This window comes from Thermosynechococcus sp. PKX82, assembly GCF_031583255.1.
GTDB lineage: Bacteria > Cyanobacteriota > Cyanobacteriia > Thermosynechococcales > Thermosynechococcaceae > Thermosynechococcus.
Window position 1 is genome coordinate 2,346,120 of record NZ_CP134169.1, and the last position, 16,559, is coordinate 2,362,678.

At 52.4% G+C, this 16,559-nt stretch carries 16 protein-coding genes; 7 read left to right on the plus strand and 9 right to left on the minus strand.

Features of this window, described 5'->3' with window-relative positions; genetic code table 11:
- Nucleotides 1–17: 17 nt before the first annotated feature.
- The 5 genes from RHH53_RS11625 (at nt 18) to RHH53_RS11645 (ending at nt 7,087) form a co-directional block, all read left to right on the plus strand.
- A complete protein-coding gene (locus RHH53_RS11625; protein ID WP_149819613.1) occupies nt 18–479 on the plus strand; it encodes a tRNA (cytidine(34)-2'-O)-methyltransferase in 462 nt (153 codons plus the stop codon).
- Nucleotides 479–979, plus strand: coding sequence for a gamma-glutamylcyclotransferase family protein (locus RHH53_RS11630; protein WP_206200283.1), 501 nt, complete (start codon nt 479–481; stop codon nt 977–979). The genes RHH53_RS11625 and RHH53_RS11630 overlap by 1 nt, the downstream gene beginning before the upstream one ends.
- Nucleotides 976–2,130: an HlyD family efflux transporter periplasmic adaptor subunit gene (locus RHH53_RS11635; RefSeq protein ID WP_310743820.1), complete on the plus strand. Its 1,155-nt coding sequence runs from the start codon at nt 976–978 to the stop codon at nt 2,128–2,130. Before RHH53_RS11630 ends, RHH53_RS11635 begins: the two co-directional genes overlap by 4 nt.
- A gap of 103 nt (nt 2,131–2,233) precedes the next feature.
- A complete protein-coding gene (locus tag RHH53_RS11640; protein WP_310743821.1) occupies nt 2,234–4,441 on the plus strand; it encodes a glycosyltransferase in 2,208 nt (735 codons plus the stop codon).
- A 402-nt stretch (nt 4,442–4,843) separates the two neighbouring features.
- Nucleotides 4,844–7,087: a glycosyltransferase family 2 protein gene (locus tag RHH53_RS11645; RefSeq protein ID WP_310743822.1), complete on the plus strand. Its 2,244-nt coding sequence runs from the start codon at nt 4,844–4,846 to the stop codon at nt 7,085–7,087.
- Here RHH53_RS11645 and RHH53_RS11650 read toward each other — a convergent pair.
- From RHH53_RS11650 to RHH53_RS11660, 3 genes are all read right to left on the minus strand, one after another.
- The gene (locus RHH53_RS11650; RefSeq protein WP_302678355.1) at nt 7,084–8,271 is read right to left on the minus strand and encodes a hypothetical protein; all 1,188 of its coding nucleotides are present in this window, start codon (nt 8,269–8,271) and stop codon (nt 7,084–7,086) included. The genes RHH53_RS11645 and RHH53_RS11650 overlap by 4 nt on opposite strands.
- A gap of 278 nt (nt 8,272–8,549) precedes the next feature.
- Nucleotides 8,550–9,134: an RdgB/HAM1 family non-canonical purine NTP pyrophosphatase gene (gene rdgB, locus RHH53_RS11655; protein ID WP_310743823.1), complete on the minus strand. Its 585-nt coding sequence runs from the start codon at nt 9,132–9,134 to the stop codon at nt 8,550–8,552.
- A 3-nt stretch (nt 9,135–9,137) separates the two neighbouring features.
- Nucleotides 9,138–9,791 (minus strand): retropepsin-like aspartic protease, encoded by a 654-nt coding sequence (locus RHH53_RS11660; RefSeq protein WP_310453618.1) that lies wholly within the window; start codon nt 9,789–9,791, stop codon nt 9,138–9,140.
- Nucleotides 9,792–9,853: 62 nt separating this feature from the next.
- Between RHH53_RS11660 and RHH53_RS11665 the strand changes: the two genes are divergently transcribed.
- Nucleotides 9,854–10,435, plus strand: a complete 582-nt coding sequence (locus RHH53_RS11665) for a Uma2 family endonuclease (protein WP_206200290.1) — start codon at nt 9,854–9,856, stop codon at nt 10,433–10,435.
- 1 nt (nt 10,436) lies between these two features.
- Here RHH53_RS11665 and RHH53_RS11670 read toward each other — a convergent pair whose 3' ends face one another.
- Nucleotides 10,437–10,841 (minus strand): NIL domain-containing protein, encoded by a 405-nt coding sequence (locus RHH53_RS11670; protein ID WP_206200291.1) that lies wholly within the window; start codon nt 10,839–10,841, stop codon nt 10,437–10,439.
- A 225-nt stretch (nt 10,842–11,066) separates the two neighbouring features.
- On the opposite strand from RHH53_RS11670, the gene RHH53_RS11675 reads away from it, so the two are divergent.
- Nucleotides 11,067–11,261, plus strand: coding sequence for a hypothetical protein (locus RHH53_RS11675; protein WP_302678356.1), 195 nt, complete (start codon nt 11,067–11,069; stop codon nt 11,259–11,261).
- Between the two features lie 710 nt (nt 11,262–11,971).
- Here the strand turns inward: RHH53_RS11675 and RHH53_RS11680 are convergent.
- The 5 genes from RHH53_RS11680 to RHH53_RS11700 form a co-directional block, all read right to left on the minus strand.
- On the minus strand, nt 11,972–13,489 hold the full coding sequence (locus RHH53_RS11680) for a CapA family protein (RefSeq protein ID WP_310453619.1): 1,518 nt from the start codon (nt 13,487–13,489) through the stop codon (nt 11,972–11,974).
- A 96-nt stretch (nt 13,490–13,585) separates the two neighbouring features.
- Entirely contained in the window at nt 13,586–14,056 is a 471-nt protein-coding gene (locus RHH53_RS11685) for a CBS domain-containing protein (RefSeq protein ID WP_302678358.1), read from the minus strand.
- A gap of 2 nt (nt 14,057–14,058) precedes the next feature.
- Nucleotides 14,059–14,490, minus strand: a complete 432-nt coding sequence (gene aroH / locus RHH53_RS11690; RefSeq protein ID WP_149819637.1) for a chorismate mutase — start codon at nt 14,488–14,490, stop codon at nt 14,059–14,061.
- A 30-nt stretch (nt 14,491–14,520) separates the two neighbouring features.
- Nucleotides 14,521–15,345 (minus strand): signal peptide peptidase SppA, encoded by an 825-nt coding sequence (gene sppA, locus RHH53_RS11695; RefSeq protein ID WP_206200295.1) that lies wholly within the window; start codon nt 15,343–15,345, stop codon nt 14,521–14,523.
- Nucleotides 15,346–15,405: 60 nt separating this feature from the next.
- Nucleotides 15,406–16,524: an S-layer homology domain-containing protein gene (locus RHH53_RS11700; RefSeq protein WP_302678359.1), complete on the minus strand. Its 1,119-nt coding sequence runs from the start codon at nt 16,522–16,524 to the stop codon at nt 15,406–15,408.
- Nucleotides 16,525–16,559 lie beyond the last annotated feature (35 nt).

A 16,559-nucleotide genomic window follows, 5' to 3' on the forward strand; every position in this document is an offset into this window, starting at 1 on the left:
GCCACTGACTCAACGCCATGCCTGCTGTGGTGCTTGTCCATCCCCAAATTCCCCCGAATACAGGCAATATTGCCCGCACCTGTGCTGCCACCCACACACCGCTGCATCTGATTGAACCCTTGGGCTTTGAACTCAGCGATCGCTACCTCAAGCGAGCTGGTCTTGATTACTGGCCCTATGTCACCTTGCACTGCCACCCCGACTGGCCGACGTTCCTCAAAACTACCCATAGCGGGGGTCGTCTGATTGCCTTTGAGCCTTCAGCCCAACAGATTTACTGGGACTTTAGCTTTGCTGAGAGTGATTGGCTGATCTTTGGCAGCGAACCCGATGGCATCCCCGCCGAAGTCTTAGCGACCTGTGACGCCTTTTTGAAAATTCCCATGTGGCAGCCGGCGGTGCGCAGTTTGAATCTCTCGGCTTCGGTGGCGATCGCCCTCATGGAAGTTTACCGCCAACTCTATTCCTCAACTGCTTGATGACCGAATCACTCCCCCTTGATGATTCCCATATTTTAGACAACGGCTGTATCTGGTACTTTGCCTACGGCAGCAACCTCTGTACCGCCCAAAAAAAACGTCGCATCGGTACCGTCCCCACTGCTGAAGTTGCTGAACTGCGGGGCTATCGCCTTGTGTTCAATAAACGCAGTAATGATGGCACTGGCAAAGCAAATGTTGTCCCTGATCCTCACCGTTCTGTTTGGGGTGTGATTTATCGCTGCACAGAAGCAGACATTGAACGCTTAGATTTTTACGAAGGTGTTAAGTGGGGACATTACCGCCATGAATTTGTTAGAGTCATAACGTCCACGGGTCAGGCGATAACAGCTCTGACTTATGTGGCAGGGGAGGATTTTATTGATGAAACCCTGTGGCCTTCAGCCGACTATTTAGAGACAATTCTCCAAGGGGCAAAGGAGCATGGGTTTCCTGTTGAGTATGTTGCTGAGCTGTGGCAGTGGAAAAACCGAATATGAATACCTCATCATCTTCCAGTGCAGTTGCCACCAAACCCCCACAAACTGAGAAACGGCGCCGCATTTTTCGGATAGTGCGGATTGGCTTGGGGGTGACGCTCATTGGCTTAGCGGTCTATCTCCTCTGGTGGCGACAGCGCAATGTGGTCAGTCGTGTCGGCTACCTCAATGGCACAGTGATTACCCTCTATGCCACGATCCCCGGCACCCTAACCCTAAAAGACTTGCGCCCTGGCGAACGCCTGAATGCCGGTACGGAAATTGGTACCATCCGCAACGATCGCAATCCCCAACTGGAAACCGATCGCCAAAATCTAGAAACTCGACTCAATGTCGCCCTTTCCCAGCAGCAGGGACTGCAACAGAAACGCAACAGCCGTATGGCTCTGATTTCTCAACTCGATCGCTATCAGCAGAGTCAGCAAACCCTTGAAGTTCGCTTTGCCCAAGAGGCAGTGCAGCGTACCCTAGGGGAACTGCGCCAAGCCCAAGAAGCTCTGGCCATTGCCCGCATTGAAGCCGATCGCTATACCAGCTTAGTGGAAACAGGGGCTGTGGCGCGCCAACTCGCCGATGAAGCCGTTTCCCGTGCCAAGCAAGCAGCGAAATTTGTTGAGAGTAAACAGGCCGAACTGCGCCGCCAACAAACAGCCCTACAAGCGGCTCGCCAAGGACTGCAACTCGATGCATCACGCACCTTTAGTTTTCCCCAGATCCGTTTGATTGATTTGCAAGTTGAACTGGTCGATATTGAGGTTGAACGCTTGGCAGTGGCCACAACGATTGCCGAGCTACGCCGTGAAATTGCCAATATCAAACAGCAACTCTCCCTGCAACGCCTTGCCCCCGTGACAGTACCGACGACCGCAGTGGTTTGGTCAGTGATCCACAAAACAGGGGATTTGGGTATTCCCCTGACCGCAGGGGATCCGATCGTTAAAATTCTCGACTGTAGCGATGTTTGGGCAACGGGCTTGGTGGCGGAGCGGGATAATCCTCGCCTGCAGGTGGGTCAGGAAGCAACAGTGCGCTTATTGGATGGGAGCGATCGCCGGCTAACGGGGATTGTCCGTGCCATTCGCGGCGGGCCAGGTAAAGTCGAAGTGGGTGAAAATGTGGCTGTGCCCCCCCCCCGATCTAGTGCGCAATGAACTGGCGGTTGATGTTCAACTCTACAACCTACCAGAGGACTTAACCGCTGAGCGTTTCTGTGGTGTGGGCCAAAGTGTCGAAGTGGTGTTTAGAAGCTAAATCATGCGCCTCAAGTCGTTGCAAGCCGATGGCTGGCTCTTGCTCTTAGGCATTCTCGCCCTCCTAGGGGTACTGCTGTGGCAAGTGAACTGGCGAGATTTACTACCGAATCTTGTCGGTTTTTGGCAGGGCGGACAAGCCATCATGCGCCCCCAAGGAACCACACTTGAGGCTTTACTGCTGCCGGCGTTTGTCTGGTTGGCAATCACGTTTCTCCTAAAGGAACTCTCCCCTAAACCGACCTTCTGGTCACGGCTGATTGTCAGTGTGGGTCTTGCCCTATTGGGGATTCGCTATGAACTCTGGCGCCTGTTGAATAGCCTCAACTTGGATGATCCCCTCAATGGCACGATCTCCGTCGTTCTCTTTTTGGCAGAATTGCTGACGGTTTTCAATAGTGTGGCCTTTTTCTTTCACTGTATTTTCTCCATTGACCGCACACCCGCAGCCGATCGCCTCAGTCAAGCGGTGATTCGCGGTGAGTATTTGCCTTGGGTGGATGTGATCTTACCGACCTACAACGAAGGGGTGGATATTTTGCGGCGTTCAGTCATTGCCTGCCAAGCCATGGACTACCCCCACAAGCGCATCTACTTGCTGGACGATACCCGTCGCCCGGCGGTACGTGCCCTAGCTGCAGAACTGGGCTGTGAATATCGCGATCGCCCCGACAACCGCCATGCCAAAGCTGGCAACATTAACCATGCACTGCCCACACTCACGGGGGAGTTGATTGCCGTCTTTGATGCCGACTTTGTGCCGAGTCGCAACTTTCTCACCCGCACGGTGGGTTTTTTCCAGGATGCGAAAACGGCAATGGTACAGACCCCCCAACACTTTTTCAATGAGGATCCAGTGACTGTGAATCTAGGGCTAGAGGGGATTCTCAACAACGAGCAGACGCTGTTTTTCCGCTTTATTCAGCCCAGCCGCGATTACTGGGACTCTGTGGTGTGCTGTGGCACCTGTTTTGTGATTCGCCGCCGTGCCCTCGATGAAATTGGTGGCATTCCCACAGACAGTATCACCGAAGACTACATGACAACCATTAAGCTGCAAAGCCTTGGCTATCGCGTCAAATACCTCAATGAAGCCTTGGCGGCGGGGATGTCGCCGGAGACGATTAGTGCCTACATTAACCAACGCTTGCGCTGGGGGCAGGGCACACTGCAAATGCTCTTTTTGGGGGGCAACTTTTTCACTGCCCCTAATCTGCGGTTAACGCAGCGCCTCTCCCATTCCTTGAGTATCATCTACTGGTTTCTTTCCATTCCGCGGGTGATCTTTCTTTTGGCACCGTTGGCCTTTTTGCTCTTTGGTATTGCTCCCTTGCGAGCAACGGTGAACGAGATTCTTTACTTTTACTTTCCCTACTATCTGGGGAATATCATGGCGTTTTCTTGGCTGACTGAGGGTCGCCGCTCCGCTTTTTGGTCGGATGTCTATGAAACAATTATTGCCTTTCCCATGGCCATCACGGTGATTCGCACCCTCATCAATCCGCGGGGCAAAACGTTTAAGGTAACGCCCAAGGGGATTGTGGATCCCCACCGCATCAATGTTAATTGGCCACTCATTCGCCCCCTGCTGGTGATTGCCCTTTTGACGATTGGGGGCTTGATTTGGCGCAGCTCTTCCCTTCAAGAGACGAATGTCAATCCCGATAGTTTGGCGGTGAACATGGTCTGGTCAATCTATAATTTGTCACTTTTGTTGGTGTGTATGCTGGTGGCCATTGATGTACCGCAGCGCCGTTTTACCCGCTTCCTGCGGACTGAACCCTGCGAACTCATTGTTGGGGGCGATCGCTATGTCGGGCAAACTGTGGATATTTCTGAAGAGGGCGCCCGCTTACAAATCCGCCACTGTGACACTTGTCAGGAAAACCATGCTTCACCGCAGGGATTACGAACCTACAGTGCCCAATTTCGCCTCTTGCCTCCTAGCGAACTCGCAGATCTATGGCTCTCGGCAGAGCTGCGCTGGCACGATCAGGAGCGCCTGATTCAACTTCAGCAGGGGGCGAGCAGCAACCCTGTCGAAATGCGCATTCGCTTTCTGGATCTATCCTTGGCAGAGCACCGTCGTCTCATCCCCTACCTCTACTGCCAACCGGGACAATGGGATGAAATTCGTGTGCCTGAAATTAAGACCGCTTGGGCAATGATTCAAAGCGTCTTTCGCCTGCATCCCCTTGCGGAAAGTCGCTAGCCCATTGTTGAATTTTTGCTTTAATTTTTCGGTATAGGCTTAGTTTTGCTAAAGCATTGGGTACACTAGAGGTAAGTTCCCTAAATGGATTAGCACCATGGTGAAAAATTACATCTGTCCCATTCTTGCCAAGCCAAACTGGCCATATTTGTTAGCCTACGAATTCGCTGCAATTATTCTAGGCAGTCGGAAATTTTGCTGATAATTAGTCTTGCATGTAGAAGCATTGTTATTCATCAAATCAATTAACACGACTGCTACATCCAAGATTCATTGATCAAAGCATTGAAAATAGTTGAAATCTAAAGAGTTGCTCACCCGATCGTAATTTTGAGGTCGTGGCGTTGTTCAACTCTGAGTGAGTACAGGATGTAGAGCTTCATCCCAACTGACTGTGTTCCCATGAAGCTACTTGAAACTAACAACCTATCCCCTAGGGTTTCTCAGCCATCGAGGCCGCCTACACCACAGGCACCTGCGCGATCGCGACGTATTAGCCCTGATCTGTGGCTTTTACTGTTGGGCAGTGGCGCATTTCTGGCCGTCCTGCTGAGTCAACTGGATTGGCAAAACTTTCTACCCAACTTAGTCGGTCTTTGGCACGAGGGGAAAGCGCTGCTGCGGGCTGACGGCACGACGCTTCAAGCACTCCTATTGCCCACACTAGTCTGGATTGCCATTACGTTCTTCCTGAAGGAGATTTCCCCCAAGCCCAATTTTTGGTCGCGTTTAATTGTGGGTTTGGGGCTGACCCTGTTGGCACTGCGGTATATCCTCTGGCGTTTTTTTAACAGCCTCAACCTAGATGATCCCCTCAATGGCACGATTTCGATTCTGTTATTTATCGCTGAACTACTGACCCTAACAAATACCATTTGCTTTTTTGCCCTGTGTATCTTTTCCAAAGACCGCAGCCCTGAGGCCGATCGCCTAAGCCAAGCCGTGATTCGGGGGGAGTATTTGCCTTGGGTGGATGTGATTCTGCCCACCTACAACGAAGGGGTGGACATTTTGCGGCGTTCAGTCATTGCCTGCCAAGCCATGGACTATCCCCACAAGCGCATCTACTTGCTGGACGATACCCGACGGCCGGCGGTGCGTGCCCTAGCAGCAGAACTTGGCTGTGAATATCGCGATCGCCCCGACAACCGCCATGCCAAAGCTGGCAACATTAACCATGCACTGCCCACACTCACGGGGGAGTTGATTGCCGTCTTTGATGCCGACTTTGTGCCGAGTCGCAACTTTCTCACCCGCACGGTGGGTTTTTTCCAAGATGCGAAAACGGCAATGGTACAGACCCCCCAACACTTTTTCAATGAGGATCCAGTGACTGTGAATCTAGGGCTAGAGGGGATTCTCAACAACGAGCAGACGCTGTTTTTCCGCTTCATTCAGCCCAGCCGCGATTTCTTTAACGCCGTTGTGTGTTGTGGCACCTGTTTTGTGATTCGCCGCCGTGCCCTCGATGAAATTGGCGGTATCCCCACCGACAGTATCACCGAAGATTACCTCACCTCGCTCTATTTGCAGGGGCGTGGTTATCAGATCAAGTATCTGAATGAAGCCCTCTCAGCAGGAATGTCACCAGAAACCATCAGCGCCTATATTAACCAGCGATTGCGGTGGGGACAAGGTACCCTGCAAATACTGTTTCTCAAGGACAACTTTTTTACCATTCCTAACCTCAACTTCCTGCAGCGTTTTTACCATAGCCTTGGCGTGCTCTATTGGCTGCTCTCGATTCCCCGCGTTATTTTTTTGCTGGCGCCCTTGGCCTTTTTACTGTTTGGGCTGGCGCCGCTGCGCGCCACAATTAACGAGGTAGTGTACTTTTACTGTCCTTACTATTTGGGCAATATCATGGCCTTTTCTTGGCTCACCGAAGGCCGCCGCTCCGCCTTTTGGTCCGATGTTTATGAAACCATCATTGTCTTTCCCATGGCTATCACAGTGATCCGCACCCTGATCAGTCCTAGGGGCAAAACCTTCAAAGTCACGCCCAAGGGGATTGTGGATCCCCATCGCATCAATGTTAATTGGCCAGTCATTCGTCCCTTGTTAATCATTGCCGCTCTGATGATGTTTGGTCTCATTTGGCGGAGTTTGCCTTTGCAAGAGACGCTGGTCAATCCCGATAGTTTGGCCATTAACATGGTCTGGTCTAGCTACAACTTTCTCTTGATTTTGGTTTGTGCTCTAGTGGCCATTGATGTGCCGCAGCGACGACATCCGCGGTTCCTGCGTTCTGAACCCTGTGAACTCATCGTTGGGAACAACTGCTATGGCGGGCAAACGGTTGACCTGTCTGAGGAGGGGGCACGAATACGCCTCAATAGGTTGCCGGCGGAGTTGTTAGATGACCCCCGAGGCGAACTGCACTTTCTGGCGCCGAGCCCTTTGATCTACTTGCGCTTACCGATCCAACTGCGGTGGTCAAGAATGGTGGCGTTAGGAAAAAACGCCACGGCTCTAGAGATTGGTGTGCAGTTTCTTCCCTTTTCTTTGCCAAAGCAACGTCGCTTTATTCGTTATCTTTACTGTCAACCCGGCCAATGGGATGAAGTTCGTGTGCCTGAGATTAAAACCGCTTGGGCAATGATTCAAAGTGTCCTTCGCCTGCATCCCCTCGCCGAGAGCCGCTAACCATTGAGAAGGGTGAGGAGATTTTGAATCGCCATACTGGTAGCGCGAATAGCTGCATGGATATTGGCGTTTTTTGGCTCCACTTGTAGCAGATAGGCCAAGCTGGATTGGAGATACGTCAGCGCCATCTGAATGTTGGGATCAATGTGCTGGTAGGTTTGGGGCGGGTAGGGCTGACCATAACTGGGATGGGCATAGCCAACGGAGTGCTCGTAGTTGGCCGCTGGATACCCTTGGGAATAGTCATAGTTGGGGTGGGGATAGCCCACAGAATGCTCGTAGTTGGCCGCTGGATACCCTTGGGAATAGTCGTAGTTGGGGTGGGGATAACCCACGGAATGCTCGTAGTTGGCCGCTGGATACCCTTGGAAGTAGTCATAGTTGGGGTAGCCGACGGCGTGCTCGTAGTTGGCCGCTGGATGGTCTTGGGTGGCTTCAACCGGTTGTGCAGGCTCAGAGGGGGTTGAAACTGTTGCTGCAACTGCAGGTACTGGTGGCGCTGACGGCAAAATGACGGCGTGATCTTCTTCCTTCTCCGGTTCGCCAGCAGGGGAGGCAATTGGCGTTGATGGGGTGCCACTGGCCTTGGCAGCCATAATTTCCGTAGCCTCAAGGATTTGGGTGGGGGCGCTGTCAATGTCTCCCATGCGTTCTCCCCGTTTGTAGGCACTGATCTGACTGGGACTCTCGGCGGTGTCTTTTTCCTCTTTTTTTAGCCATACCAGAAAGTCAGAGGCACTGTAGGTGGCTTCCCCGCCCAAGGTACGAATGGCAACAAAGCCATTGGCCGCATTGACGCTTTGAATGGGATACCAAGTGCCCCGATAGAGAATCATCGCATCCATCCCAAGGGAGTTACCCCCTGTCAGAGCGCCGCGTCGCTTACCCCGTGCCCAGCGGTCTTTCCACAGCACTCCCGCTTCGGTGTATTGGATCACATAGCCTTCGGGAACGGTGCGATGTTCGTAACGTAAACATCCGGGGGTTTGAGCCACGCCGACTTGGAAGATCTCATAATCTACCATTACCTCTTGAATCAGAGGCCGATAGGGGGAGGCATCTCGTACTTCAATGGCAAGGGTGGGGGCATCTGTTTTCACCCGAGCAACAATGCCATCTTTGTAGGAAATCAACTGAACTTCATCAAAGGTGGTTTCGACGCGCAGGTGCCGATTCGAGAGCATTCGCGAATTTTTCTGAATCAAGTCTTTAATAAATTGGTCTATTAATTCGCGATCGCCCATAGTTTTTGCTTTGAATCACGGCAAGAAGACTGCCACTGGGCCTAAGGGACGTGCCCCCTTCCTTTCATTATATTCCCTATGAACTTCTTTCTATGAAGGGCATTGCTGAATGCAACTTTGCGACGCTAGACCCGTTCTTGCATAGGAGCCACAGGTTGGTTAAGGAACACTATTGGCGTCAGTGTAGGACAAAAAGCTTGCTGCCAACAACCGTGAATCTACGGATGAAAGGTTTGCAAATACTCCCGCAGCCGCTGCAATGCCTGACCCCGATGACTGACCTGTTGCTTTTCAGTGGGACTCATCTCGGCAAAGGTACGCTGCTGACTGGGCACCCAAAAGATAGGATCGTAGCCAAACCCCCCCCGACCGCGGGGCGCCGTTAAAATCTCGCCTGCACACCGTCCTTCGGTCGTAACGGCAATCGTGCCATCGGGACGCGCGAGGGCAATGACACAAATAAATTCAGCGGCGCGATCGCTGACACCGGCCATTTCCCGTAATAGACGCTCAATACGCTCAGCATCCGTCGCACCGTAGCGAGCCGAATAGATCCCTGGTGCGCCCCCAAGGGCATGAACAGCTAGCCCCGAATCATCAGCGATCGCCCACGTTCCCAGCTCCTGAGCGGCAGTGGTGGCCTTCAAACAGGCGTTGCCCACAAAGGAATCCGCAGTTTCAGCAATCTCAAGCGTGGCTGGCAGGGGCAGCAACTCCCCAATCCATGGCTGTAACCAGCCTTGAAACTCTCTGACTTTACCGGCATTGTGACTGGCTAAGACCGCTTGGGCGAGAATGGGCATTTCCTAAGGACGACGCTGCAACTGAATATGATCTTGCCGCAAACTGACATCAAAGTGCTGGAGAAAATCCTGCCCCAATAGGCCAATGGTCATTTCAGGCCCAGCGACAGCAACGGGCACTTGCTTCCGATGAAAACCGCCGACGCTGATGGATTGGACATAGACCACTGGCAGCACCACTTGACCATTCGCGGTATGAAACAGGCGATTATCCACCACTTGAGCGGGGGTAATGCCTAAAGCGCGTGCCATCGATCGCGTAATCACTGTCATACTGGCGCCTGAATCCACTAGCATCTCAAACCGTAACCGTTGATTAAACATCACTGGGATAACGGGAATTCCTCCCTGCCGCCGCAGAATCGGTACGATGCCACTGGGCTGGGTGATCACTGTTGCCATGGGCGGAGCAGGGGTTCGGGGAAGTTGTTGCAGCCGCACCAATTCTTGACGATAGCTAGTAAGGGCTGGCGCCTGTTGGGGATGGGCACGAATGACCTGATCGAGAATTTGCACCGCTGTTGCCCAGTCTTGGCTGGCGATCGCCCGATAAAAACTTTCTGGCAGTGCCACCGCAGGCACCCCCTTGGCCGGGGCAATCAGGAGCATCATCCCCGCCAGCGTTGCCAGTGCCCAATATCCGTGTTGTTGGGTCATAATTTTCTTCGTACCCTAGGATCAATAGTAGCGAGATAAGCGTTGGCTATTCTAGACTGCCAATGAGCACGCAACCTTCGCCACAACTGAGTCCTGAAGACTATCTGCAACGGGAAACCCAAAGTGGGGTCAAGCACGAATACATCAACGGTCAGATCTACGCAATGGCAGGGGCAAGCGATGCCCATGTCACCTTAGCCTTAAATTTGGCAACTCTGCTACGACCAACGGTGCGCCAACGGGGCTGTCGTCTCTACATTTCAGATATGAAAGTGCGTCTGGAGCAGCGAAATTGCTTTTACTATCCGGATCTTTTTGTTACCTGCGATCCACGGGATCGGCAAACCTCTCTCTATAAATCTTTTCCTTGCTTGGTGATTGAGGTGCTCTCTCCTTCAACAGAGGCCTTTGATCGCGGCGATAAGTTCCTTGACTATCAAAGCCTTGAGACGCTAGAGGAATACGTGCTGGTCAATACTCGTCAGCAGCGGCTAGAGACCTTTCGTCGCAGTACCTCGGGCTTATGGGTTTGGCAGGCCTATTCCCCGCCACAAAATTCGGTTGAACTCAAGAGCATCGCTTGGCAAGGCCACTTGTCTGATATCTATCAAGACGTGACCCTTGAGGAGGAGTTGAGGAGTTGAATTAAAAGTTGGTGTGAATCGCCTCCATCGGACACGCGGTCACACATTGCTCACAGACAATGCAACGGGAGCGGGTAAATTGGAGTTGAAACGTCTCTGGATGCAGCGTCAGCGCCTGAGTGGGGCATACCCCCGTACAGAGGCCACAGTGGACACAGGCCTGCTCATCAATCACAATTTCACGGCTGGCAAGGGAAACCTCAATATTCTGTTGCCGCAACCATTCTAGGGCGGCCTCCATTTGATCAATGTCCCCAGCCAACTCTAGAACCAGTTTGCCCACTTGGTTAGGTGCCACTTGGGCGCGAATGATATTGGCAGCAATGTTAAAGTCCTTGGCTAGGCGATAGGTGACGGGCATTTGAATCGTCCGTCGAGGGAATGTCAATGTGACTCGCTTTTTCACTGGTTGAAGCTTTGCATCGCAGTACAGCCCTTTCCACAAGTATCGCACACTCGCAACGCTGTGAAAGTTAGTGCACAGCCCTTTTCATAGGAATTGAAAATGAAAAACCACTAAATTTTGTTTACTAGTCTATAAACCTAAAAGCCATCTCCAAGGTGAAATTGTTACCCTGCTAGATAGGGATGAGATAGAGAATTTTTGTCAAAATTTAATAAATTATTAAAAATGAACATCGCAAAGAAAAACGAATCTCAAATCAAGCTAGAAGGTTCATCCGTTGCTGATGAAATGGCTCTTTTATGGATGCTTGCTGGCTTGATAATCATTTTCTTAAAATTATACTTTTCTCCCATCCTTTCAGGACAGTTGAGTTGTCAGCGTACTGAAACGAAAGATATGACCGCCACTGCCCAGTGCTGAGTTAAAGAATATTGGTTTTGGGGATTGTATAAACGAAATGAAATGTTAGTTGAATACGTCTCAGGGAGTAACATTGAAATCAAAGAGGAAATAGTTCGACGTGGTCACCGACGGAAATATTGCGCTTCTTGGAGCCTAGAGGATCATGGGGGTTCCTCTGTTGGTGGATGGGGTGGGGGAAATTGTGGTGCGATGAAAGCGGCACAAGACTGATTATCAAGATTCCTGTAGTCTAATCGAGAAACCTAGACGTATACCTATAGAAACCGTGATTAGTTACCGAGTGCAATTATATCTATTTTGACTTTTCCTTTGACGGTTAACTTCTTAGCAGTCTCTTATCAGCGATTCTACTATCCTCGTATGTCAGAGTCGTTGAAATATAAGGAAACATTAATCATTGATCGATCTACAAGAAAGATTATATGGGAGAATCCGAAAACCAAATTTCGCAGAGAATATGACTTTCCCGATATAGAGGCAATGATTGTCCAAAAATATGTCGAAGTGATACAAGGCAGGCATGGCCGTTCTTGGGAACAGAATCATTTCAAGATTTACTTCACTCTTAATGTGCCGGGGCCTCCTCGCAGAGTGCCTCTTTATCAAGGGTGTAACGATGCCATAGCCGAATCCCTTATTACACAAATTCCTAAGTTTCTACCGGTCAAAATTGAGCACCAACAGTTGTCTCATCGACCAGAGGAAGACTAGGATTGGGAATCGGTGCTGACAATTTCACCGAGGCGTTCAATCTGCAAGGGAGTGTTGGGAAAGTCGGCTTGGGTTAAACGGCGAATCAGTTGCACACTGGCAAAGTTTTGATCAATGTGGGGAATCCCCTTGGCATCGAGGCGTACAGGAATGACTTTACCTTGAAGGAAGCGGCCAGAACCGTCGAGTTCAACATCTAGGATTAAGGACTTGCCAAGGGTGCCGTGACTGCTCAGGGTCTGATAGCCGACAAAGTTCCCTAGGGAATAGGCAATGAGGCGGCCTTTATACAATTCAAGGGCACGGGGGACATGGGGGCCATGACCTAAGATTAAATCGGCACCGTTATCAATCATGGTGCGGGCAAACTGAACCACATTGCCGCGGTCTTCGCCATAAAAGTACTCGGTGCGATCGCGGGTGTGAATTTGATCGCTGCCTTCGGCGCCACCATGGAAACTAACAACCACAATATCACCGTTTTGCTTGGCCTTCTGTACAAGAGCGGCACCGGCCTTGAGGTCTTGAATGCGATTTTGGCCGTAGTAGGTGGCAAAGCCAATAAATGCGGTTTTCAGGCCATTGACTTCGAGGTAGGTAATTTGATTGAGATCACCAATGGCGGTCATGCCAGCGGCGTTGATGTGGCGAATCGTATCGCGAAATCCCTGCTCATTAAAGTCGTAGCTGTGGTTGTTGGCAATGTTGAGGACATTGAAACCAGCTTGGCGCAACACCTGTGCATAACTGGGGGGTGAGCGAAAGGCAAAACTACGACCACTACTGGTGTTTTTGAAGGGATGGGGATGATCGGTGAGGGTACTTTCATAATTGCCAAAGAGGAGATCTGCCCCCTGAAGATAGGGTTTCACTTGGGCAAAGAGCTTTTGTGGATCCGCAGGCAAGCGGTTACTCGGAAAATTGGTGCCAAGGACAATATCGCCAACGGCCTTAATCCGCAGCCGGCGATCGCTCGGGGCGGGTGGGGGGGGCACAAGGGGAACGTCGGGTTCAGGGGTTGTAATGGCTGGACTGGGTTCCGCACTCGGCGGGGCATCGACACTGAGTTGATTTTGCAGGGTAAGGGCAACGGCACTCGTGCCCGCGATCGCCAGTAAACTGAGGGCAAAAGCACTGACCGCTTGATGGGATGGCGTGGTGGCAGGTGTTGTTGGATTTGAGCTTGCCTGGACAGACGGCGCCGCTGGTAAGGTCTCCTGTAAGTCAACGGTCTGTGTCCATTCTGGCCATTCTTCGCCAAGGAGCCGAGCATGGAGCCGTACACGTAGAACGCCTTGGGGCGCCAATTGCTTGAGGCCTCGGCAAACAAACTGAACGCAGACTTGGGGAGGGAGCGATCGCGCCGCTTCAAACATAATTTGTAAACAGTCACCCCGTCGCCGAACGAGGGCACGCACTCCCTTGGCCTGAAGCGTGCGGTTCATCAAATGGGCAATGGCCTCTGCTTGACCCTGCCGTGCCTGCTGCCAAATCAAATCAAGGGAAGCGGTCATGATCAAAGAACCCTCAGGCGATCGCGAGCGAACCTGTGGTTATTCTATGGGAAGTCACCAATCTTGAAAGTTAGTGTCAGGCCAATTTGACAAACGTCACGCAGAAGTTTCTTGGGTATGCAGGGCGCGCAACAGATCATGACGGCTAATAATGCCGATCAATTCTCCTTGGGCATTCAAGACCGGCAGGCGACTAATGTGGTGATTCACCATGAGGCGAGCCGCTTCGGCAATGGGGGCATCCACCCCAATGGTGTGGGGGTTAGGGGTCATCACATCCTGCACCTGTTGGCCAAGGGTTTTCTTGAGGTGTTGATGAAAGGATTCTGGAGACTCAAAGTAAATGATGCTGCCGAGGAACGTAATGTACAACGGTGGCTCGAGAGGCGCTTCGCGCACGATCAGGTCAGCTTCAGACACCAAGCCCACCAATTTGCCTTTATCATCCACCACGGGGAGGCCGCGCACCTGTTTTTCTTCCATCAGGCGAACTGCCTCAGAAATCGGGGCATCGGCACGAATGGTAAAGGGGTTGGGGGTCATGTAGTCACGGACAAGAGCGGTCATAGTTAACCTAGGGAATGAGAGGACAGATGGAGGGGATGGTAGTCGCCGTGCATTGCCAGATCGGGACGGAGGCTCTGGGCATGGCGCAGGTAGGCATGGTAAATCGGTTGATCGGGGTTGGGGGTGTTGAAGTAAATCAAGCAGCGGATACAGCGGGGTAAGCCTCCCTCCACATGCATTTGTTGAACATCGAGGAGAGGAATGTTGCGCCAATGGGGACATTCCCGGGCGATCGCTGCCGGAAAGATTTGATCGAGGTCACGGGTCACAGAGAAGGTCACACTAATCACTTCCGAGAAATCGAGGGCATTGCGCCGCTCAATCTCGCCGAGGAGTTCCAAAACCGCCTCACGGATTGCTGGAATTGAATTTTCAGTGGCGGTAGTTGCTCCACGAATTGCTCGGACGCGCCAGCCCACAGTGTGCTCCTCCATCAAGATATCCGCAAGGGTACTGTATCCAGCTTAGGGGCGATAGAGCCATAGGGGAAGTCCATTGGTGGCCATTTCAAATTCCAACCAGTCGAGACCCGCTTGCCACGGAAAGGGGAATCGTTCCTGCTGACGCGGAAACAGCCGAGCCAAGGGCGACTTGGGTTCTTCAATGGTTTGCACCTTGGTTTTGTCGGGGTCAAGTCCTGCCAATTCCGCCAGCCAGCGACGGGCATCCTCCTCGGTTCCCAAGCGATCCACCAGTCCGAGAGCAAGGGCCTGTTCACCGGTAAAGACACGGCCATCGGCAAAACTGCGTACCGTTTCCACATCGAGGTTACGGCCTTCGGCCACGGTTTGGACAAATTGGTGATAGCTGGTGTCAATGAGGTCTTGGAGAATGCGGATTTCTTCCTCAGTGAGGTCGCGATCGAAAGCAAGAATGTCTTTGTAGGGGCCAGACTTGATCACTTTGAATGAGACCCCCACCTTGTCGAGGAGCCGTTGCAAATTGTTGCCCCGCAGGATGACGCCAATACTGCCTGTAATGGTGCCGGGGTTGGCCATGATGTGCTGTGCCCCCATACCGATATAGACCCCGCCAGAGGCAGAGATATTGCCAAAACTGGCAACGATTTTCATTTTCGACTGCAAACGCTTGAGGGCCGCATAGATTTCTTGGGAATCCCCCACGGTTCCGCCGGGACTGTCAATGCGCACCAGTAGTGCCGGATAGCTCCGTTCTTCAATGGTTTTCAGGGCTTTGAGGACACGACGGCGAGTACCCCCAGCGATCGCCCCCGTAATTTCGAGGCGGGCAATTTGACGATGGTAACCACGGGATAAGGGCCAAGGCATAGGCAGCAATCAGTTCCGCAAATCGTAACAATTGACTCGGATTTCTAATCTAGCAAGGTTCTAGGAGGCAGAGGGCGGTGCTTGCTTCACCATCGCTGCTGAGAGTCCCTCGGTCCCGTTGCCGATATACCACAGGGCTGCTGCGGCTTCGGCGCGGGTGACGGGTTTTTGGGGCTGGAGCAAGAGGGTTTCTCCCCAAACGCGGCGAATGTTTGAGAGATCCCCCGCGAGATAGTCAGCGGCCACGGCATTGATGGCGGGCGGAGCAATCCGTTGACTGTCCTTGAAGCCCCATGTTTGCTGAATGCGGTCAATCGTGCTGGGACTGAGCCGCCCCTGTTGATCGAGGGGCACTTTCCACTGCAACAGCGTTTCGCGAGTAAGGGGAGCATTGGGGCGAAAGAGGGTACTAGTATCGCCGGTGAGGGGGCTGGGCAAAAATCCTGCCATCGCCAGTCCCTGAATATAGGGAAAGTCGGGATGATCACGAAGCACATCTTGGAAAATGGGTGTGTCGTTGCGGCTGCCCAAGCGGATTTGGCGTGCGGGGCGATCGGCATAAAAGCGGTTGTAGGTGGTCACCAACCAACGCACAAACTGAGCACGACTGATGGGGGTATTGGGTTGCAGGCGATCGCCCGTGGTGCTGAGAACCCCCAGTTCTGCCAAGTCACGAATGGCCGGCTGTAGGGGGGCAGGGGCGTCCTCTAGATCAGCGAACGTTTGGGGGGAGGAATGGGTGGGCTGGGGAGACGGTGTGGCCGTGGTGCTATTGACGGCTGTGTAGGCCACGGTGAAGGTTGTCAGGTTATTTTCTGGCACCGTGTTGATGGTGACGCTCACTTCCAGTTCAGCACTGCGCCCCTTGAGGGTGATCGTATTGTCGGCTACCTGTTGCTCCACCAGTTGCCAGCCCGACTGTTGAAATTGTTGGCTATAGAATTGCTGGATGGCGATCGCCGGCGCGGGTGCTTGCCAGCGGGTTTCCGTCGTCTGGGGTGACCCCGCTTGGGGCTGATTGGCTACAAGCATCGCATTAGGAAACCGTAAATTCTCTGGTAGCGTTGTCGTCGGTTCTGGCGTGGGTGCCTTCCCTGCCCATTGATCAGCATTGGGGTCAGCAGCAAACCAACTTTGTAGCCCACTGCCCTCACAACTGCTGAGAAGCAGGGCACTCAAGAATAAGATCCATCCCAATTGGCGCGATCGCTTCA